We start from the raw sequence: 19,894 nt of genomic DNA, 5'->3' as shown, positions 1-19,894 counted from the left end.
AGCATACCTGTTGAATTTTTCTTTAAAAGCGGCTATTTTCTTGCCGCTTTTTTATTTATGGAGAATTTTATGGCGATAGAACAAAAAGAAATCACGGATCCATGTGCAAAATATAACGAACAAACCAGTTTTCTAAGCAAAACAATTTTTGCGAGTCGTTGGCTACAAGTGCCTATTTACTTAGGTTTAATTGTCGTGCAAGGCATCTATGCCTACAAGTTTATGAAAAACTTGTGGTATCTCATCACCAATGTTAATGAAATGGATGCAGACACCATTATGCTCGCCGTACTCAATCTCATTGATGTAGTAATGATTGCTAACTTATTGGTGATGGTGACATTAGGCGGTTATGAGATTTTCGTCTCAAAACTACGCACGAAAAATCATCCAGATCAACCTGAATGGATGAGCCATGTGAATGCGACCGTGCTGAAAGTTAAACTTTCCATGTCAATTATCAGTATTTCGTCTATTCACTTATTGCAAGCCTTTGTGAATGCCTCAAAAATTCCTGAAAAAACGATTATGTGGGAAGTGATTATTCATTTAGCTTTCTTGCTTTCTGCGATTGCGATGGCTTATACCGACAAAATCCTCTACAGTACAAGCCATAAAAATCATTAATAAAAAAGTGCGATCAAACTTGATCGCACTTTTTTGTCTCTAGATTAAGATTAGTGACCGCCGCAACCACAGCCGCCATGACCGTGTCCGTGATCATGATCGTGTTTATGACCGCCGCCACAGCAACCGCCGTGTCCATGATCGTGATCATGGTCATGGTGGTGATGACCGTGACCGCCGCAACCACAACTGTGACCATCTTCGTCATCGTGATGGTGGTGATGATCGTGTGCACCATGTACGTGACCGTGAGCAATTTCTTCTAATGTTGCTTCACGAGTGCCAACAACTTCAACAGTGAAGTGTAATTCTTGACCCGCTAACATATGGTTACCATCAACTACCACTTCATCGCCATCCACTTCAGTGATCACAACAGGAACTGGGCCGATGTCTGTATCTGCTAAGAAACGCATACCAACCACCACTTCATCAACGCCTTGGAATACCTCTTTTGGTACACGTTGAACCATGTTTTCATTGTATTCGCCGTAGCCTTCTTCAGGTTGAACACGCACTTCAAATTTGTCGCCAACGTCTTTACCTTCTAAGGCATTTTCAAGGCCAATGATTAAGTTATTGTGGCCTTGTAAATATTCTAATGGTTGATTTGCAGGTGCTTCATCAACTAATACACCGTCTTGAGTACGTACTTGGTAAGCGATACTCACAACCGTATTTTTTGCTACTTTCATCTTGTTTTCCTTATTAAAAAAATCGTCGTTCATTGTATAGAAAATTATTCTTTAAGCAATGCAATTCGTGCATTCACACTGACTTTAATTTTCTCTTTGCCACTTTGAGTGTAAGTTTCATCTTTTTCATCCGAGTAAGAGAAACTTTTTGCCATCATTGCCCCTGCAGCATAAGGGCGAAAATCATTCGCAGAATCATTGGCAGAAGACACCTCAAGGCTTTGTGTATGATAACCTTTCATCTGCAAAGATTCTTGAATTAATAGGGCTTTATCTTTAACTTTCGCTAAAGCTTCTTTGGTTAATTCTTTTTCTAAGCTATTTAATTTCTCACGTGAAACAGATGCGCTTATGCGATCAATGGCTAATACGCCATCTAATTCCTGCACTAAGGTTGATAATACTTGAGAATCTTTACTTTCTAAGGTTAATTCTGCACGCGCAATCCAGCCTTGTTGTTTGCCTTTATTATCATAGCGAATCCAGGTATTACGAGAATTGTCCTTAATTTCAACCGCACTTTGTGCTTTTGCTAACTCAATGGCTTTATTCATTTTTTCTGCCATGGTTTTATTGAGTGTGGATAAATCATTGCCTTCCGCTTGGTAAAAAAGGGAGACTTGCAATAAATCACGTTCTACTTCTTTTTCTGCTTCAACACTAAAGCTGACATCCGTTGGCTGATGAGATACGGGTTCTGTTGCAAAAGAAGTGATAGGTAAGGCAAGTAATGCTAAAGAAAGCGCTTTGAGTTTCATTGTTTCATTCCTATTTGGCTAAGATAAAAATTAAGGGCGGTTTAACACGCCCTTTGTTATTATTAATGTAAACGTTCGTTGTCGTCTTCGACATCTTCATCGTCAAAAAATTCGCCGTCATCGCCGTATTCATCATCCTCGGCATTTGGATCTTCAAAATACGTGCCCCAGCCATCATAAATGCCTTTGTATTTTTCCACTAATGGCAAAATTTCTTTTTGTTGTGCATCGATAATTTCGGGTTTTAATTCCACTTCACTGATGATGTCAAAACAGAAAATGACCTTGCCATTTTCATCTTCAAATTCTTCTGCTTCTGACACTTCATAGCCTGCTTTGAAAGCATCCACGGCAATTTTTTCTAAGGTATCAAAATCATAATGGGCGATGTGATGTTCGATAATATAAAGGGCATCCGGATCGCTGCCGTCATTTAATAAATCCGTAATGATTTCACGGGTTTCTTCTTGAAGTTCGTTAAAGTTCGTCATAAGGCATTCCTTTTGTCAGAAAAAGTGCGGTCATTGTAGGGGATAAAGATGAAAATGTCGCTAAAAATTTATTCTCATTTCAGTTTGCCTTGAAGGGGCGGAAAGGTTAAAATTCTGCGCGAATAAATTGTGCTTAATATGCCCAGCTGATCACGCTATTTATTGCAGCGAAAAAAGTTGGGCTTTCTTATTTTAGAACGAAAAAAAATGGTCAAACATCTCCCCTATTTCACCTTAAAAACACCGCCAAAAACAACCGCACTTTTAAAGCAGGAGTTCGCTGATTTTATTGTGAAAGAAGATCTGGGCTATGAAATGTCAGGCGAAGGCGAATTCGTGGCGGTAAAAATCCGTAAAACAGATTGCAATACATTGTTTGTGGGCGAAAAACTTGCCAAGTTTGCGGGTATTTCTGATCGAAATATGGGTTATGCCGGTTTGAAAGATCGTCATGGTATTACAGAACAATGGTTTTGTTTACAAATGCCAGGGAAAGAAACGCCTGATTTTAGCCAATTTCAATTGGAAGGTGTCGAGATTTTAGAAGTGACTCGCCACAATCGTAAAATTCGCACGGGCAGTCTTCAAGGAAATGCTTTTGAGATTTTATTGCGCGGTGCAAAAGAAAGTGATGAGTTAAATGAACGTTTAAATTTTGTGGCGAAATACGGTTTTCCTAACTATTTCACCGAACAACGTTTTGGGCGTGATGGTCATAATCTGACTCAAGCGATTCGTTGGGCGAAAGGAGAGATTAAGGTCAAAGATCGTAAAAAACGCAGTTTTTACCTTTCTGCAGCTCGCAGTGAAATTTTTAATTTAGTTGTGGCAGAACGAATTGAACAAAATGTGGCAGATCAGGTTCTAAGAGACGATATTGTACAATTAAACGGATCGCACAGTTGGTTTAAGGCCGATGAAAATGAAGATTTAGCGGTTTTACAGCAACGTTTGAACGAGCAAGATATTTTGCTCACCGCGCCTTTAATTGGCGAGGAAAATTTATCCGCAAGTGCGGTCGAAAATCAAGTGGTTTTGGAACATCAAGTTTTCCAAGAATTAATGAAACAAGAAAGAATGAAAGCCACTCGCCGCCCTTTATTAATGCAGGCAAAAGATTTCCATTGGACGTTTGTTGAAGAAGGCTTAAAACTCTCGTTTTATTTGCCGGCAGGGAGTTATGCCACTGCATTGGTGCGAGAGTTAGTGAATATTAAGGAAGAAGAATAATGCGAATTTTAGTCAGCAATGATGACGGTTTTCACGCCGAAGGGATTCAAGTTTTAGCAAAAGAATTACGAAAAATTGCCGATGTGGTGATCGTCGCGCCCGATCGTAATCGCAGCGCAGTATCAAGCTCATTAACGCTTGTTGAGCCGCTTCGCCCTCGTCATTTAGATTGCGGTGATTATTGTGTGAATGGCACCCCCGCAGATTGTGTGCATTTGGCCTTAAATGGTTTTTTATCTGGACAAGTTGATCTTGTCGTATCGGGTATTAATGCAGGTTGTAACATGGGTGATGATACCTTGTATTCAGGCACCTTGGCGGCCGCATTAGAAGGGCGTCATTTAGGATTGCCAGCCATTGCCGTCTCTTTAGATGGTCGTCTGCATTATGAAACAGCGGCTCGCGTGGTGTGTGATTTGATCCCTAAATTACATCCTCAATTATTGAATAAACGCGAAGTGATCAATATCAATGTGCCAGATTTACCTTACGAAGAACTCAAAGGTATTAAGGTGTGTCATTTAGGCTATCGCACCTCTGCAGCGGAAGTGATTAAACAAGAAGATCCTCGTGGCGAAAATATCTATTGGATTGGTCCATCAGGCTTGCCGGAATATGATGGGGAAGGGACAGATTTCCATGCGGTAAAAAATGGGTATGTTGCCATTACGCCAATTCAAGCCGATCTTACTGCTCATCAGTCAATTGCTGCTTTACAAGATTGGCTGGAAAGTGAATAATGTGCCATTTTGAAATGTATTTTTCCCTTGTTGAACCCATAAAGGATAAATGAATGAATATTTTTGGTGCGATGTATGATAAAACAATGCAATGGTCAAAACATCGCTTTGCCGTGTTTTGGTTATCCTTTGTAAGTTTTATTGAGGCCATTTTCTTTCCAATTCCACCCGATGTGATGTTGATTCCAATGTCAATGTCAAAACCGAAAAGTGCATTTCGTTTTGCACTTTATACTACGATTGCTTCGGTTGTCGGTGGAATGATTGGTTATGCTATTGGTTACTATGCCTTTGATTGGGTTCAAGGTTATATTCAACAATGGGGCTACCAAGCTGCTTGGGAACAAGCTATGGCGTGGTTTAAAGAATGGGGCGTGTTAGTGGTCTTTGTCGCTGGTTTTAGCCCAATTCCTTATAAAGTTTTCACCATTTGCGCAGGCGTGATGCAAATGGCGTTTATCCCGTTTGTGATTACCGCGTTTGTGTCGCGTTTTGCTCGTTTTATTTTAGTGGCAAAACTCGCCGCATGGGGCGGAGAAAAATTTGCCGCGAAATTACGTAAATCTATTGAAGTCATTGGTTGGAGTGTCGTTGCTCTGGCTGTGATTGCTTATCTTATTTTAAAATAACAGGATGACCTTTTTTATGAATAAATTACGCTTTATTATCTCGAGTGCATTGCTGATCTCAGCTTGTACAGGAGAACCACAAAAACAAGATCCTGACGCATTGCCAGATGGTATTATGCAACCCGTAGAAGGAACGGGAGCGGTTGCTGGTGGTAGCTTTATGCCGGAAATTGAAAAGAATTCGATGCCAAATCAAATGAAATAAATTTAATATCAAAGGAAGAATAAATGAAAAAATCGTTTTTATTGCTCCCTGTGAGTATCGCTATTTTAACCGCTTGTAGTTCAAATAGTCCTGCACCAATCGAAAATGTGGATGGCACCCTTTCTCCAGGGGTAATGCAGCCGGTTGATAATAATTCGAGCGGTACATGGCAGCCAGAAATCCAACAAAATACGATGCCAAATACCATGGGCAATAGCGTGCCAACGGGAACTCAAACACCACAGCCACGTTTCCAACCGACTTATCAACCGGTACAACAACCTGCTGCAGCACAGCCTAAACCAACGCCTGCTCCAGCTCCGGTTCAACCACAAACTAAAACAGTAACTAAAACGGTTTCTGATTGTACTAGCTCAGGTGCAATTAACGTGCCGCGTAATCCAAATACCAACGCACCAGATTACAGCCAAATTCAAAAAGGTTCATACAAAGGAAATACCTATAAAGTCAACAAAAGCGATACCATGTTCTTAATCGCTTACTTGACGGGTATGGACGTGAAAGATTTGGCAAGCATGAACAATATGAAAGAGCCTTATAGCTTAAGTGTAGGCCAAACGTTAAAAATTTCAAATTGTTCAACTAAAACGGTTACTACGACTGTACCCGTGAAAACGACGGCACCAGCTGCACCGGCAGCCCCAACTGAGCCAGAAGTGACTTATACACCAGGTGCGAACGGTACACAAATTGGTTCTGATGGTACGGTGATTGGTCCAATTAAATCCGGCGTAGGTAGTGCAGCTTCAGCACCCGTTTATACCAATACACCGAGTATGCCGGCAACGACGACTACCACACAAGTGGCGACCACAGATAATATGCCTGTTAATGCGAATGTTGTCGCACCTATTGCGTCGAATATTGCATGGCAATGGCCAACCCAAGGTAACGTGATCCAAGGTTTCTCTAATACCGATGGTGGTAATAAAGGGGTTGATATCAGCGGTTCTCGCGGTCAAGCAGTTAAAGCCGCAGCGAACGGTCGTGTTGTGTATGCGGGTAATGCGTTACGTGGCTATGGTAATTTAATCATCATCAAACATAACGATGATTTCTTAAGTGCTTATGCACACAACGACAAGATCCTTGTGAGCGATCAACAAGAAGTGAAAGCAGGCCAAGAGATTGCGAAAATGGGTAGCACAGGGACCAATGCTGTGAAACTTCACTTCGAGATCCGTTATAAAGGTAAATCTGTCGATCCAGTTAGATACTTACCGAGAAGATAATCTTTTCTCAGAAAAAAGTGCGGTTAAAAATGACCGCACTTTTTGTTATACTCTCACCAATTTTTTCTCAATGCTTAGAATCTAAGGTTAATTCAATGCGTACAAGTCAATATTTATTCTCAACATTAAAAGAAACCCCAGCTGAAGCGGCCATTGTGAGCCATCAATTAATGCTTCGTGCGGGAATGATTCGTCCTCTTGCTTCAGGTCTTTATAACTGGATGCCAACTGGCTGGCGTGTGCTTCGTAAAGTAGAAAAAATCATTCGTGAAGAAATGGATAAAAGTGGTGCACTTGAAATCAAAATGCCAGTCGTGCAACCAGCAGAATTATGGGAAGAATCAGGTCGTTGGGAACAATATGGTCCAGAATTACTTCGTTTTGAGGATCGCGGAAACCGTAATTTTGTATTAGGTCCAACACACGAAGAAGTGATTACGGATTTAGTTCGTCGCGAAGTGTCATCATACAAACAACTCCCGATCAATTTATACCAAATTCAAACCAAATTCCGTGATGAAGTGCGTCCTCGTTTCGGTGTCATGCGTTCACGTGAATTTATCATGAAAGATGCGTATTCTTTCCATGCGGATCATGCGAGCTTACAACAAACTTATGATGTGATGTACCAGACTTATAGTAATATTTTCAATCGCTTAGGTTTAGATTTCCGTGCCGTACAAGCGGATACCGGTTCTATCGGTGGTAGTGCATCACATGAATTCCAAGTGTTAGCAAACAGCGGTGAAGATGATGTGATTTTCTCTACGGAATCTGATTACGCTGCAAACATTGAATTAGCGGAAGCGGTGGCAATTGGTGAGCGCACCGCACCAACGAAAGCGATGGAATTAGTTGATACACCAAATGCAAAAACAATTGCAGAGTTGGTGGAACAATTCAATTTGTCAATTGAGAAAACGGTTAAAACCTTGATTGTAAAAGGGGCAAGCGAAGATCAACCGTTAGTGGCATTAGTCATTCGTGGTGACCATGAATTAAACGAAATCAAAGCGGAAAAATTACCGGAAGTGGCTTCACCATTTGAGTTTGCGGATGAAGCTGCCATCAAAGCAAAAATTGGTGCAGGTGTGGGTTCATTAGGTCCTGTTAATCTCAATATTCCAGTGATTATTGACCGTTCAGTGGCATTAGTGTCTGATTTCAGTGCGGGTGCAAACATTGATGGTAAACATTACTTCAATATCAACTGGGAGCGTGATGTAGCGTTACCAAAAGTGGCGGATATTCGTAACGTGGTTGAAGGTGATCCAAGCCCAGATGGTAAAGGCACCTTATTGATTAAACGTGGTATCGAAGTAGGCCATATCTTCCAATTAGGTAAAAAATACTCAGAAGCGATGAATGCGACCGTTCAAGGTGAAGATGGTCGTCCAATGGTCGTCACCATGGGATGTTACGGGATTGGTGTAACACGTGTGGTGGCTGCAGCGATTGAACAGCATTTTGACGAACGCGGTATTGTGTGGCCAACAGATGAAATTGCGCCATTCACAGTTGCCGTTGTACCAATGAATATGCATAAATCTGAAAGCGTTCAAGAATATGCCGAAGAATTGTACCGCACTTTACAAGCACAAGGCGTTGAGGTGATCTTTGATGACCGTAAAGAGCGTCCAGGTGTCATGTTTGCCGATATGGAACTTATCGGCGTGCCACACATGGTGGTGATTGGTGAGAAAAATCTCGCAAATGGCGAAATCGAATACAAAAATCGCCGTACCGGTGAAAAACAAATGATTGCAAAAGATCAGTTGTTAGATTTCTTGAAAGGACAAATTAAAGCTTAATTGAGTCTTTGATGATTTAAAAAGGAGATTGGGTCATACACTTCAATCTCCTTTTTTATTATAGGTTAGTAATTACTTGAGGTATTACCAGAAACCCCCGTTACAATTGCAATGCCTGCGCTTGCACCAATTCGTGTAGCGCCTGCTTCAATCATCGCTAGTGCGGTTTGAGTATCACGAATACCGCCAGAGGCTTTTACGCCAATGTTGCCTACCGTTTTCTTCATTAATGCCACATCTTCTACGGTTGCCCCGCCTTTATTGAAACCCGTTGAGGTTTTAACGAATGCCACACCTAGCGCTTTACAGATTTCACAGGCTTTTACGATTTCTTCTTTGGTGAGTAAGCACGTTTCTAAAATCACTTTAAGCGGCACACCATGACAAGCGGTTAAGACAGCTTGAATGTCCTCTTTTACAGCATCCCATTTATTTGATTTAATCAAGCCGACATTAATCACCATATCGATTTCACCCGCACCCGCTTTGATGGCTTCTTGGGTTTCAAACGCTTTGACTGAGGATAAGTTAGCGCCAAGTGGAAAACCGACTACTGTACAAATTTTTACATCTGAGCCAGCGAGTTTTTCTTTGGCTAACGGAATATAACCTGAATTAATACAGACTGAATAAAAACCGTACTGAATGGCTTCATCACAAAGCTTAAGTATATCCTGTTCTGTTTTTTCAGCAGTAAGGGCAGTGTGATCAATATATTGTGCTAATTGTTTACTATCCATATTTTTTCTCCTGATTTAATTATGTCTCATTAAGGACAATTATTTTTTCTCATAAAAATTTTTAGGTAATTCTTTATCACATATCAGTAAATCGAATTGGTTTAAATCTCCAATATATGCTTTTTTTACTTGATTTATTTTTGTATGATCAAAAACCAATATATTTTTTCTACTTTTTTTCATTGCTACTTTTTTTACTTTTGCTTCATCATAATCAAAGCAGCTAACACCATATTCATCGCTTACTCCTGCCGCAGAAATAAAGGCTTTAGTTGTAAGTATCGATTCTATTTCTGAGTTATTAATTGGAGTGAAAAAGGAGTTGTGACTAGAGTATGAACCACCTGCTAGTATTACTTCACAATTACTTTTTTCTTGCAAAATTGTAAATGTATTTAGAGAACAACAAAGTGCAGTAAATTTTATATCTGATTTTATTTGTGATGCAATAAAAGGGATTGTTGAACCACAATCAAAAAAAATAACATCGCCATTTTCAACAAGTTCTGCTGCTGCTTTACCTATAGTCATTTTCTCCTTTAAATTCTTAGTTTCTTGTTCAAAAATAAGATAGTTAGCCTCATGATGATTTTGAGGGGTTCTGACTATATGACCACCTAGTAGAATTAAAGGGCATCCTTCAATACTTAAATCTCTTCTTAAAGTCATTTCAGATACACTTAGTATATTGGCGGCGTCTCTTAATTTTATAGAGCTCATTGTTCTTAGTATAAATTCTAAGCTTTTTATTCTTGAATTGTTTTTTCTGTCCATGGTGATATATGGTTATAGTTTTATTGTTTCTAATAATATCATAAAAATTTTTTCTAGAACTGTGATATTTGTCACTTTTTTAACATTTATTGGTGATTATACTATTTCTTAAACAAAATGTTACTTTATTAACAATTGAAATGGAGGTCGTATGGATATTGCAGTTATTGGTTCAAATATGGTTGATCTGATTACATATATAGATCGGATGCCTAAGTTGGGTGAGACACTTGAAGCTCCTAGCTTCAAGATAGGATGTGGAGGTAAGGGTGCTAATCAAGCAGTAGCTGCTGCTAAGTTAGGATCGAATGTGATGATGTTAACAAAAGTTGGAGATGATTTGTTCGCTGATAACACACTAAAAAACTTTCAACGATATTCCAACATTCGAGCACAGAATTTGCAGTAATCACGGCATCCCGATTTCTTCATGTTACTTTCATACATAAGTAACTCAGCAATGGGTTGCTTTATTTTTTTAATTTAATGTTTAAAATAAATAAGATTATTTAATTGAAGCATTTTAAATTCAGCGAGTATTTGATAATAAATTATAAATAGCATAAAATTAATCAAATAAAATTTGTCATCTTAGGTACAAATGTGAAAGTAGTTCATCAGCATATTTATTCGGTAATGATATTTGCCTGCCTTCCTAATTCTCTTTTTGCTAATCAAACTGAAAACTTCTCTCGTTTAAATCAAATCGATGCAACGCAACAACAACGACAGCAACAGATTCAACAAGCACAAGATAAAATATTGCAATCTCAATCTGATGTACGTTTAGATACCACCAATAATGAAAGGTTGACATTATCAAACCACGAAATGCCCTGTTACTCTGTCCATCGTATTAGTCTCGTCGATTAGCCATTAAAGTGAGTAATGGTGAGGCTGCTGGGGCTACTTTAGGCAGTAATTCCGGAAAAGGCTATGGCAATGGTGATGAAACCACTTATGTTGCAAGTCATGTAGGTGATAGTCAAAGTAAAACCGTGATTAATGCAGGTGGTGATGTCACTCTTGCAGGCAGTCAAGTGAAGGGTAAACGTGTTGAATTGGATGCGGAAAACCTGAATATTGAGAGTTTGCAAGACACCGCCACATACAAAGGCAAACAAATGAACGTGAGTGGGAGTGCGACAGTAGGCTATGGTTTTTCTGCAGGTGGTAGTTTCAATAAATCAAAAATCAATGCTGATCATGCGAGTGTGAATGAACAGGCAGGAATTTATGCTGGTGATGAAGGTTATGATATTAATGTTAATAAGCATACCGATCTTAAAGGTGCATTGATTACCTCTACCCAAAAGGCAGAAGCAGATGGTAAAAACCATTTTAGTACCGGCAGCATTACTCATTCAGATATTGAAAATCACTCAAATTATAGTGGCAGCAGTTTTGGTGTAAGTGGCAGTGTGTCAGCTAACTTTGAAACACCATTTGGTGAAAATGGTGCAGCTCAAAGTACAAAACAAGCCACGGATAAGGATGGTAATCTGCTTTATACTGATAAAAATGGCAACACAACCGTTAATTCTAAAGGAGTAGATGGAAAAGAGAACACCAAGAAATTGGCTGAAGGCAAGGAGTCTCTCCAATTCTCTTATGGCATGGGCTATGGTAAAGATTCTGATAGCCAATCTAGCACAACAAAAAGTGGTATTAATACACAAAATATCATTATTAAAGATGAAGCTGAGCAATTAAAACGTACAGGCAAAACGGTACAAGAAGAAATTGCGGCGATTAAAACCGATATCACTCTCGATAGTGCACCAAGCCAAAGTGGTAAATTAGAGAATCGTTTTAATAAAGATGATGTTCAAAAAGAACTTGATTTCCAACGTGAGGTGACAGAGAAATTTGGACCAAATGTCGTGGAAGCAGGGAGTTTGCTTGCTAATAAATTTGGCGAAGAAGCGAAAGCGAAGCGTAATGAAGCCGCAATTGCGTTAGAAGAAGCAGAAAAAGCCAAGGCAGAAAACAACAACGAAATTAACCAAGCTTTAGTCAAACAAGCTCGAGATAATTTTGAGACAGCGAGTCGCGAAGCTAAAGAATGGGAAACAGGTGGAAGTCAACGTCTTGTCATTGATTCGGCATTAAATGTTATCAGCACCGCTTTAGCCGGCAGACCAGCAGCGGAAGTGGTGGCTTCAGGATTATCACCTGCGGTGAATAATAAAATTAAGAAAGCAACAACAGATGCAAAAGGCAATGTGAATACCGCGCTCAATTTGACTGCTCATGCACTTTGGGGCGCGGTAGAGGCTTATGCGGGCAATCGTAATGTTGCTGCTGGTGCGGCGGGTGCAGTAGGCGGAGAGGCGGCGGCTCATTTCTTAGCGTCAACACTTTATAATAAATCACCTGAAAATCTTAGTGAAGAAGAAAAACGTACGGTATCTTCTTTAAGCCAAGTAGCAGCAGGTATTGTTGGTGGTACTTTATCAGATAGCTCTGATGGGGCAATTATTGCGGCTAAGACAGCGAAAGATGCGGTAGAGAATAATAATTTTGTTGCTTTAGCTGCTGATGGCTTCACGCTTGTTTGTTCAAGAACTTGTTTGCAAGCCCTTTCAGGGATAGCGGGTGTCTCAATTGGTATAGGTTTATCGCCTAATGAAAAAGAAGTTGCTATTGTGGCTGCTGCGATGAGAGATCCTGAAGCTATGTCCAAATTAACAAAGGAACAGGTTTCTTATATAAATGAGCAAATCTTGACAGATGGTGGGTTTGTTAATAATAAAGAGCTTTTCGGGGATAAGGTTTGGGTTCCGAATGCGGATGGCGGATATATGCCAGTCGATCCAAGTTTAGTAACTACAACATATGGTGGTAAACCTGTAGTTGATCCAAGAATCTTTGTTAATCATACAGGAGGTATTGAGTATCCAGCAGATTATAATTTGCCAACAAATACAGGCGGAAATCAAATACTAAATAATGATAAAGGTAGTCATATTCTAGTTGGAGGTGAAAGTCAGGTTGGGGATTGGAAAGATGGGGTGCTATTAAATCAAAAATACCATCCAAATCCTAAATTAGTAGATATAACAGGCATTTCAGGATTAAAACCAGCTAAACCTAAGACACCAGTTCAAGGCGGGGGAAAATTAAGAGCAAGATGGAAAGATCCAGATGGAAAAATATATGAATGGGACTCTCAGCATGGAGAATTAGAAAAATATGATAGGAGAGGAAAGCATCTAGGTGCTTTTGATTATAAAACCGGGGAGCAGATTAAACCTGCAGAACCTAAAAGAAAGATAGAACCATAGTATAGAGATAATATGATGCAAAAAGTTAGAAGATATATTGAAATATATAGTAATGTTACTGATGAAATCCTTTTAAGAATAGAAATAAAAATAGGAGCAAATCAGATAAAAGAATTTATATCTATTGATTCAGATGATCCTGATGTATTGGGAGTTTATTCATTAAATGATAATGACTTAAAGAAATTTGGGATCACTAATTATGATGAAACTTCTATAAGTTTTTTCATAACTTCTGAGTTGTAGATCATAATGGTAATTTACCCATCGAAGCTTTTCATATGATACTATAATAGTATTGTTATTACATTATTTTTAGATTGACACTTAAATGTACGAATAATACTAGGGTATAAATCTATAACTAGCTAAGAAAAAGATGATTATCGGAAACCCAGGGATATATGATAGCAAAGGGAATTTTAATAACTTTGCTATTCAAATAGATAATATTGTAGATACAGATTATTTTTCAGTTAACCTATGTATCGATATGAATATTTATCCACCCCAATTGGCTTCTAATAAAGCAAGCTATCTTATTGATTACTTTAATCCTGAATTGGAAATTTTTTCCAATATAAATGATGATTTATTTTATTTGGATGATAGGGATTTAATGATTAATCTAATGGCAAAGGGATTTGGATATACATATGCTATTGAGGAATTAATAAAAGAAAATAAAATTGATTATCAAGAGTTTATAGATAATGAAGATATTTTTTTTGAAAAATTGAATCTAGTTAAACAGAGTGGAGAGGTAAACCCATATTTATGGGAGATAGACTATATGGAGTATGTAAACAAAGGGTTTTATCCTTTTGTAATAAATAGTTCTAGTGGGTTATCTAAAGTAATAGTTGTTTTTAATAAGAATAGAAGTTATGACTTAGATTATATTGAGGATAGATTATTACTTTCTAATATAAGAGCAAGTAAGAGTGTGGGTTTCTTTGATGAGCAATTTTGGGGAGTGAAAGTGTCTTGTATTAAGACTGATGAGTTAAGTCTAATAATTAATAAGATTCAATCTGTGTTGAGTGGTTTTAAATAAAATATAATGTGTTATATATAAAAAGATTTCATAAATCTTATAATTTCACATCCAACTTCGCATAAGCACATTCTACTTTTTCTAATGCTTTTTCTACGGAAATATCACGGGCGAGCAAGACTCCTAAACAGCGAAAGATTCAGTGGAGAATAACAGCATGGCTGATAACGTTCATCCTAGTGATGAGCGTAAGCAAATCCATCAAAAATTACTTATACATTGAATAAGTATGTTGATGATATGGTTAATTTTAAACAAGATCAAAAAGGAACGTTTGTTGTTTATGCAAAAGATATTAAAGCAAGAGAGTTATATTTAGCAATTCCAGCTAAAACATCAAAAGAGCAGATGAAAGCCATTGATAAATCTATCGAATATGGCGCATCCGTTGGAGGCAGTTTCAATAAATCAAAAATCAATGCTGATCATGCGAGTGTGAATGAACAGGCAGGAATTTATGCCGGAGATGAAGGCTATGATATTAATGTTAATAAGCATACCGATCTTAAAGGTGCATTGATTACCTCTACACAAAAGGCAGAAGCAGATGGTAAAAACCATTTTAGCACTGGCAGCATTACACATTCAGATATTGAAAATCACTCAAATTATAGTGGCAGCAGTTTTGGTGTAAGTGGCAGTGTGTCAGCTAACTTTGAAACACCATTTGGTGAAAATGGTGAGGCTCAAAGTACAAAACAAGCCACAGATAAAGATGGTAATCTGCTTTATACTGATAAAAATGGCAACACAACCGTTAATTCTAAAGGAGTAGATGGAAAAGAGAACACCAAGAAATTGGCTGAAGGCAAGGAGTCTCTCCAATTCTCTTATGGCATGGGCTATGGTAAAGATTCCGATAGCCAATCTAGCACAACAAAAAGTGGTATTAATACACAAAATATCATTATTAAAGATGAAGCTGAGCAATTAAAACGTACAGGCAAAACGGTACAAGAAGAAATTGCGGCGATTAAAACCGATATCACTACAGAGAGTGCACAAAGCCAAAGTGGCAAATTAGAGAATCGTTTTAATAAAGATGATGTTCAAAAAGAGCTTGATTTCCAACGTGAGGTGACAGAGAAATTTGGACCAAATGTCGCGGAAGCAGGAAGTTTGCTTGCTAATAAATTTGGTGAAGAAGCGAAAGCAAAACGTCATGAAGCCGCAATTGCGTTAGAAGAAGCAGAAAAAGCCAAGGCAGAAAACAACAACGAAACGAACCGCGCTTTAGTCAAACAAGCACGAGATAATTTTGAGACAGCGAGTCGCGAAGCCAAAGAATGGGAAACAGGTGGAAGTCAACGTCTTGTCATTGATTCGGCATTAAATGTTATCAGCACTGCTTTAGCCGGCAGACCGGCAGCGGAAGTGGTGGCTTCAGGATTATCACCTGCGGTGAATAATCAAATTAAGAAAGCGACAACAGATGCAAAAGGCAATGTGAATACGGCTCTCAATTTGACAGCTCATGCACTTTGGGGCGCGGTGGAGGCTTATGCGGGCAATCGTAATGTTGCTGCGGGTGCTGCGGGTGCAGCAGGCGGAGAGGTTGCGGCTCATTTCCTTGCCTCGACACTTTATAATAAATCACCTGAAAAGCTTAGCGAAGAAGAAAAACGTACGGTATCTTCTTTAAGCCAGGTAGCCGCAGGTATTGCTGGTGGTACTTTATCAGATAGCTCTGATGGGGCGATTATTGCGGCTAAAACAGCAAAAGATTCAGTGGAGAATAACAGCATGGCTGATGACGTTCATCCTAGTGATGAGCGTAAGCAAAACATTGAAATGTATGCCAAGGTTTTATTCAATGGAGATGAGGATAAAGCTAAAGAATATCAAGAAGGTCTAGAGCTTGCAGAAGCTCAGGGTCAAATTGATAGTGTTAAAGAAACAGCGGATGCAGTTGTTAATTTAGATGATACCGTAGTGTCTTTATGGGAAGCTATCTCAAACCCAGAGAAAACCTATAATAATGTTGTGGTCTCGTTGAAAGATTGGGATGAGGCTTATGCGCGTGCTCTTCAAGAAAATCCAAAACTTGCGGGTGAAATGCAAGGTTACCGCCAAGGTAAAATGAAAGGTGTTTCAACAGGAGGAGTTGTTCTAAGTGGTGCGGGATTGGCGTTAGTTAAGCCAATGGGAGCACTGAAAAACGGTGTAGTTGATTTTACTAAAAATCAAGTAAATAGAGTAGTTAATCACACTGTTTTGAATCGAGTAATTAATGAAGTGGATAATATCGCTGTATCAACTGATAAAGGATTTATCAATGGCACTAAAGTTTGTGGAGCAAGTTGTGAAATAAAAGCGACTAGTAAAGCTGAGCAAGCTTTAATCGATGATATTGTCAAAAATGGTGATATTAAAGGTGGAAAAACAGAGTCGTTAATTCATGATTTAGCAAAACGTTCAGGTTATGAACCATTACAAGGCGGAAAATATGGCTCAAATAATGGCTTTGATCATGTGTTAGTAGGCAAAGATGGCTCTGTAGTCATTATTGATAGTAAACAAATAAAAACTAATGGGGCAATTCAGGTGAGTTCGAAAGGGGCAGGCAAAACAAACCAATTGTCAAGTGAATGGATAAATGCAGTCTTGGATCAATTACCTAATAATGATCCAACTAAGTTAGCAATAAAAAATGCAGAGCGGAATGGTAAATCAATTAAAACAATTATAGCTGGCGTAGATAAATCAAATGGTAAGGTTGTGTTATTACCAGTTAGAATTCCTAATAAGAATTAATCGTAATAGGTGTAAATATGGAAAGATATAAGGTATTTTTAGGTAGTGAGATTGCTAAAAGCTATGATGAAGCAAAGAATTTTACTCTGGCTAGAGTAGATGAATATACTGAATTTAATCATAAAGAATTATTTTCAACGTTAGCTCCTATAGATAATTTTACAGGTAATGTTTTTTCTTTAATTCATTATTTAAATGATTTCCATCGTGCATTAGCCTCTAAGTATTTATTAGAAAATAATATTTCAGGATTTAAAGAAAATGCTTCTATTGCTGGTTTCTTGGGGATTCTGTCTAAATATGATTTTCAATGGGCATACAACGGGATTAATACAAATTTCTTTTTTATGAGTTTACTTTCAGATAACCAAAAGTTGATTGATTATTCAATTAAACATCGTGATGAAATTGTGGATATTTCAGTCCCCTATAAACGAACTGATACGAGACCTTTTTTTAATGCGAACACTTTATTGGCGTTAAGTGGAGATTGGCAATTATTAAAAGAACGCTCACTCACGTTCTTAAATGATGAGAAAAAAGCCCGTAGTGATTTAAAGCGCATTCCCGATCATGAATTTTATGTGGCACTAGCGGATAAAAATATAAAAGGAATGCAAGAGGCTTTAGATAAATTACTCGAACTTAAGTTTGCGAAACGAGCAGCCAAAGACACACTTTTACATTTTGATTTTTACTTGCAACCGCAAGTTTTAATGTATGCCAAAATCGCAGCAATCCACGGTTTTGATTTGGGTATTGATAGCCCTATAGCGCCCAAAGAATTGATTGATATAAATCCATTAGCAGAATATAAAATTCCTTATGATTTTATGAAATCATTTGATTTTGATGCACCCCATCAAGTTTGGGTAAATTATGTCAAACAAAGAATGGAAGAAGCGAAGAAAAAGAACGTTGAAAATAAAAAAGGATTTTGGGCTTCGCTGTTTGGTAGATAGGTCGGGAATGATAATAAAAGTGCGGTCAATTTTCAAAGAGTTTTAAAACCTTTCAAAAATTGACCGCACTTTTTATATTTTCAGAGCTGATTATCTTTAAGTAAATCTTATAATTTCCGAATGCGGATGGCGGATATATGCCAGTTGATCCAAGTTTAGTGACTACAACATATGGTGGTAAACCTGTAGTTGATCCAAGAATCTTTGTTAATCATACTGGAGGTATTGAGTATCCAGCAGATTATAATTTACCGACTCACACAGGTGGAAATCAAACGGTAACGAATGATAAAGACAGCCATATTTTGGTGGGCGGTGAAAGTCAGGTTGGGGATTGGAAAGATAATGCGTTATTTGCGAGAGATAGAACTGTTGACAAAGCAGCAGAAAAGCTTGGATATGGACATAGGATCCCTCCTCAAAAAGCGCCATTTAATTCCCATGGGCAAGATGTTTATTGGAATGGCAAAAATTATATTACCCCAGATGTTGATGGTCATAATGTTTCCGATGGTTGGAAAATTTTTGATCGAAGAGGAAATAGACTTGGTACTTATGACAAGGATTTAAAAAGAATTAAGGATTAATAATGTTTGGTATTTTCTTTAAAGATAAAGATACATCTTTTGATAATGGATATGGAATGCATATTTTGGCTTCGATCTCTTTAGGTGAATATGTAGAAGAATTACATATTCCAATAGACTATTGGGGTATTGAAGAATATAAAAATAGCTGGGCTACATCTATAGCTGATGGGATAGAAAAAAATAAACATTCTGTACTTATTACATCTATGCATGAGCCAGAATCTTTAAATTTCATTTCTACATGGATTATTTATTATAATGGAGAAGTTTCTTATGTTCAAAATAAGATCATATTTGTAGATGATTTCCCAGAGTTTGATTCGTCTAAAATCAATGAATATGTAAATAAACGAGAGGTCTTAAATGAAGATGGTTTTAAGATATCTGAATGGATAGTAAAAACAAAAGATGTAGTTGATTTTTATGATAGTATTATCGGTTCAATTTGACTAATTGATCCTAATAATTTTAGGGTAAGTAATGAGGTCAATTGAAAGTAATAAAAAGGATTTTGGAGTTTATTGGAATGAGAGTTTTTCAATTGATGATTATGTGTACGGTAATATTAAAATAAGAGTAGGTAATAGGTTATATCCTGAAAATAATGATTCTTATGATAATTATACCTTAGGTACAGTATTTTTTAATTTAAAAGACTCATTTATTAATAAATATTATTATGGCGGTTGTACAAATGAAGACTTTGGTGAAACTGAATTTAATGCCATGAAATGGCATAGTGGAGAATTACCTAATGTTTTTCTAATTGATACAACAGAGCTGGGTGGTTATGAAAATATAAATACACTTTATTTATGTATGGCATATTCAGGGGATACTGAGCGCTTATTTTATAGTGTAGATAATGGAGATTCTTTTAGTGAAATTAGATATCCTAAAGGTACTGTAGAGAGTGTGATATATCAATTACCTACATATTAGAATAGAAATATATGGGGTCAGAAGTATATCTAATCATTTAAGTTTTTAATATTAGGTTATCTCTAGCTTTTAAACTATTTAAAAATTCTATATTTAAGGTGTTTAATATAAAGTGCGGTCAATTTTCAAAGAGTTTTAAAACTTCTCGAAAATTTATCGCACTTTTTGTATTTTCAACGATGCTTATATTAAGAAAACCTTATAATTTCACATCCAACTTCGCGTAAGCTCGCTCTACTTTTTCCAATGCTTTTTCTACAGAAATATCACGAGCGAGTAACACACCTAAACGGCGATGGCCATTGACTTCGCCTTTGCCGAAAATGCGAATATTACTATTAAACCTAAA

21 protein-coding genes and 3 pseudogenes are annotated in these 19,894 nt (G+C 37.7%); 17 read left to right on the top strand and 7 right to left on the bottom strand.

Features of this window, described 5'->3' with window-relative positions; all coding sequences use genetic code 11:
* Positions 1–69 precede the first annotated feature (69 nt).
* Positions 70–627: a TIGR00645 family protein gene (locus tag ACXVWP_RS05405; RefSeq protein ID WP_369866754.1), complete on the top strand. Its 558-nt coding sequence runs from the start codon at positions 70–72 to the stop codon at positions 625–627.
* 50 nt (positions 628–677) lie between these two features.
* Here the strand turns inward: ACXVWP_RS05405 and slyD are convergent, their stop codons facing one another.
* The 3 genes from slyD to rraB form a co-directional block, all read right to left on the bottom strand.
* On the bottom strand, positions 678–1,322 hold the full coding sequence (gene slyD, locus ACXVWP_RS05400) for a peptidylprolyl isomerase (RefSeq protein WP_289902146.1): 645 nt from the start codon (positions 1,320–1,322) through the stop codon (positions 678–680).
* A 44-nt stretch (positions 1,323–1,366) separates the two neighbouring features.
* Positions 1,367–2,080: an SIMPL domain-containing protein gene (locus ACXVWP_RS05395; protein ID WP_297569473.1), complete on the bottom strand. Its 714-nt coding sequence runs from the start codon at positions 2,078–2,080 to the stop codon at positions 1,367–1,369.
* Positions 2,081–2,142: 62 nt separating this feature from the next.
* Positions 2,143–2,571, bottom strand: coding sequence for a ribonuclease E inhibitor RraB (gene rraB, locus ACXVWP_RS05390; protein ID WP_049363970.1), 429 nt, complete (start codon positions 2,569–2,571; stop codon positions 2,143–2,145).
* 207 nt (positions 2,572–2,778) lie between these two features.
* Between rraB and truD the strand changes: the two genes are divergently transcribed.
* The 6 genes from truD (at position 2,779) to proS (ending at position 8,439) form a co-directional block, all read left to right on the top strand.
* Positions 2,779–3,801 (top strand): tRNA pseudouridine(13) synthase TruD, encoded by a 1,023-nt coding sequence (gene truD / locus ACXVWP_RS05385; RefSeq protein ID WP_289902144.1) that lies wholly within the window; start codon positions 2,779–2,781, stop codon positions 3,799–3,801.
* The gene (gene surE, locus ACXVWP_RS05380; RefSeq protein WP_297569476.1) at positions 3,801–4,541 is read left to right on the top strand and encodes a 5'/3'-nucleotidase SurE; all 741 of its coding nucleotides are present in this window, start codon (positions 3,801–3,803) and stop codon (positions 4,539–4,541) included. Before truD ends, surE begins: the two co-directional genes overlap by 1 nt.
* A 53-nt stretch (positions 4,542–4,594) precedes the next feature.
* Positions 4,595–5,170, top strand: a complete 576-nt coding sequence (locus ACXVWP_RS05375; RefSeq protein WP_297569480.1) for a YqaA family protein — start codon at positions 4,595–4,597, stop codon at positions 5,168–5,170.
* A 16-nt stretch (positions 5,171–5,186) separates the two neighbouring features.
* Entirely contained in the window at positions 5,187–5,375 is a 189-nt protein-coding gene (locus ACXVWP_RS05370) for a hypothetical protein (protein ID WP_049357322.1), read from the top strand.
* A gap of 23 nt (positions 5,376–5,398) precedes the next feature.
* Positions 5,399–6,628 carry a murein hydrolase activator NlpD gene (gene nlpD, locus ACXVWP_RS05365; protein ID WP_297569488.1) on the top strand — a complete coding sequence of 410 codons (1,230 nt, stop codon included), beginning with the start codon at positions 5,399–5,401 and terminating at the stop codon, positions 6,626–6,628.
* A 95-nt stretch (positions 6,629–6,723) separates the two neighbouring features.
* Positions 6,724–8,439 carry a proline--tRNA ligase gene (gene proS / locus ACXVWP_RS05360; protein WP_289902140.1) on the top strand — a complete coding sequence of 572 codons (1,716 nt, stop codon included), beginning with the start codon at positions 6,724–6,726 and terminating at the stop codon, positions 8,437–8,439.
* A 65-nt stretch (positions 8,440–8,504) separates the two neighbouring features.
* On the opposite strand, the gene deoC is transcribed toward proS, so the two are convergent.
* Both deoC and deoR read right to left on the bottom strand, forming a co-directional pair.
* The gene (gene deoC / locus ACXVWP_RS05355) at positions 8,505–9,179 is read right to left on the bottom strand and encodes a deoxyribose-phosphate aldolase (protein ID WP_128786738.1); all 675 of its coding nucleotides are present in this window, start codon (positions 9,177–9,179) and stop codon (positions 8,505–8,507) included.
* 39 nt (positions 9,180–9,218) lie between these two features.
* Positions 9,219–9,953, bottom strand: coding sequence for a DNA-binding transcriptional repressor DeoR (gene deoR / locus ACXVWP_RS05350; RefSeq protein WP_128786739.1), 735 nt, complete (start codon positions 9,951–9,953; stop codon positions 9,219–9,221).
* 151 nt (positions 9,954–10,104) lie between these two features.
* Here deoR and ACXVWP_RS05345 point away from each other — a divergent pair, with 151 nt between their 5' ends.
* The 5 genes and pseudogenes from ACXVWP_RS05345 (at position 10,105) to ACXVWP_RS05325 (ending at position 14,297) form a co-directional block, all read left to right on the top strand.
* Positions 10,105–10,362 carry a PfkB family carbohydrate kinase gene (locus ACXVWP_RS05345; RefSeq protein WP_354669543.1) on the top strand — a complete coding sequence of 86 codons (258 nt, stop codon included), beginning with the start codon at positions 10,105–10,107 and terminating at the stop codon, positions 10,360–10,362.
* Positions 10,363–10,589: 227 nt separating this feature from the next.
* Positions 10,590–10,826: a hypothetical protein gene (locus ACXVWP_RS05340; RefSeq protein WP_369866753.1), complete on the top strand. Its 237-nt coding sequence runs from the start codon at positions 10,590–10,592 to the stop codon at positions 10,824–10,826.
* Positions 10,823–13,240, top strand: a pseudogene (locus tag ACXVWP_RS05335) (colicin E3/pyocin S6 family cytotoxin); the annotation flags it as partial. The gene ACXVWP_RS05340 and the pseudogene ACXVWP_RS05335, both read left to right, overlap by 4 nt.
* A 12-nt stretch (positions 13,241–13,252) precedes the next feature.
* Positions 13,253–13,486, top strand: a complete 234-nt coding sequence (locus tag ACXVWP_RS05330) for a DUF7683 domain-containing protein (protein WP_046952952.1) — start codon at positions 13,253–13,255, stop codon at positions 13,484–13,486.
* Between the two features lie 133 nt (positions 13,487–13,619).
* Positions 13,620–14,297, top strand: coding sequence for a hypothetical protein (locus ACXVWP_RS05325; RefSeq protein ID WP_369866751.1), 678 nt, complete (start codon positions 13,620–13,622; stop codon positions 14,295–14,297).
* A 37-nt stretch (positions 14,298–14,334) separates the two neighbouring features.
* On the opposite strand, the pseudogene ACXVWP_RS05320 reads toward ACXVWP_RS05325, so the two are convergent.
* Positions 14,335–14,430 (bottom strand): annotated as a pseudogene (locus ACXVWP_RS05320) (phosphoribosylglycinamide formyltransferase); the annotation flags it as partial.
* Between the two features lie 107 nt (positions 14,431–14,537).
* Here ACXVWP_RS05320 and ACXVWP_RS05315 point away from each other — a divergent pair.
* From ACXVWP_RS05315 to ACXVWP_RS05295, 5 genes are all read left to right on the top strand, one after another.
* On the top strand, positions 14,538–17,051 hold the full coding sequence (locus tag ACXVWP_RS05315) for a VENN motif pre-toxin domain-containing protein (RefSeq protein WP_369866750.1): 2,514 nt from the start codon (positions 14,538–14,540) through the stop codon (positions 17,049–17,051).
* Positions 17,052–17,068: 17 nt separating this feature from the next.
* Positions 17,069–18,013, top strand: coding sequence for an Imm49 family immunity protein (locus tag ACXVWP_RS05310; protein ID WP_289902137.1), 945 nt, complete (start codon positions 17,069–17,071; stop codon positions 18,011–18,013).
* A 137-nt stretch (positions 18,014–18,150) separates the two neighbouring features.
* The gene (locus ACXVWP_RS05305) at positions 18,151–18,600 is read left to right on the top strand and encodes a toxin C-terminal domain-containing protein (protein WP_289902136.1); all 450 of its coding nucleotides are present in this window, start codon (positions 18,151–18,153) and stop codon (positions 18,598–18,600) included.
* Positions 18,601–18,602: 2 nt separating this feature from the next.
* Positions 18,603–19,052, top strand: a complete 450-nt coding sequence (locus ACXVWP_RS05300; protein ID WP_289902135.1) for a hypothetical protein — start codon at positions 18,603–18,605, stop codon at positions 19,050–19,052.
* 31 nt (positions 19,053–19,083) lie between these two features.
* A complete protein-coding gene (locus ACXVWP_RS05295) occupies positions 19,084–19,545 on the top strand; it encodes a hypothetical protein (protein ID WP_289902134.1) in 462 nt (153 codons plus the stop codon).
* Positions 19,546–19,744: 199 nt separating this feature from the next.
* On the opposite strand, the pseudogene purT reads toward ACXVWP_RS05295, so the two are convergent.
* A pseudogene (gene purT, locus ACXVWP_RS05290) lies at positions 19,745–19,885 on the bottom strand (phosphoribosylglycinamide formyltransferase 2); the annotation flags it as partial.
* Positions 19,886–19,894: the final 9 nt, after the last annotated feature.

It is taken from the genome of Haemophilus sp. SZY H56, assembly GCF_054332415.1.
This window is presented reverse-complemented; position numbering and strand designations above follow the sequence as displayed.